Raw genomic sequence first — 347 nt, 5'->3', positions numbered from 1 at the left:
AATAACAATAAAACCGTTTTGCATAGATCAGACATACTTGCTGAAATTATGAAAGGTAAATATGTGATAGCGGTTTCAGGTTCAAGCGGAAAGACAACAACAACCGCTATGATTGCTTCCATTTTTGATCATTCTGGCATTGATGCGACTGTAACTGTAGGAGGGATATTAAATTCCTATAAGAGCAACTTCAAACTTGGAGGGAGTGACACTTTTCTGATCGAGGCTGATGAGTCTGATGGAACTATGCTAAAAATCCCTGCAAAGATTGCTGTCATAACAAGTATCAACAATGACCACATAGATTATTACGGCACATTTGATAATATCAAAAATGCATTTTCCCA

Annotated in this window: 1 protein-coding gene; it reads left to right on the top strand. The window is 36.9% G+C overall.

Features of this window, described 5'->3' with window-relative positions; translation table 11 throughout:
• Nucleotides 1-347: Mur ligase family protein (locus WG67_RS08315; protein ID WP_458694988.1), on the top strand; the 347-nt coding region annotated here is incomplete at both ends.

This window comes from Wolbachia endosymbiont of Drosophila incompta (genome assembly GCF_001758565.1).
Classification (GTDB): Bacteria; Pseudomonadota; Alphaproteobacteria; order Rickettsiales; family Anaplasmataceae; genus Wolbachia; species Wolbachia pipientis.
The sequence above is the reverse complement of the archived record's forward strand: the minus strand, read 5'-3'. Positions and strand labels throughout refer to the sequence as shown.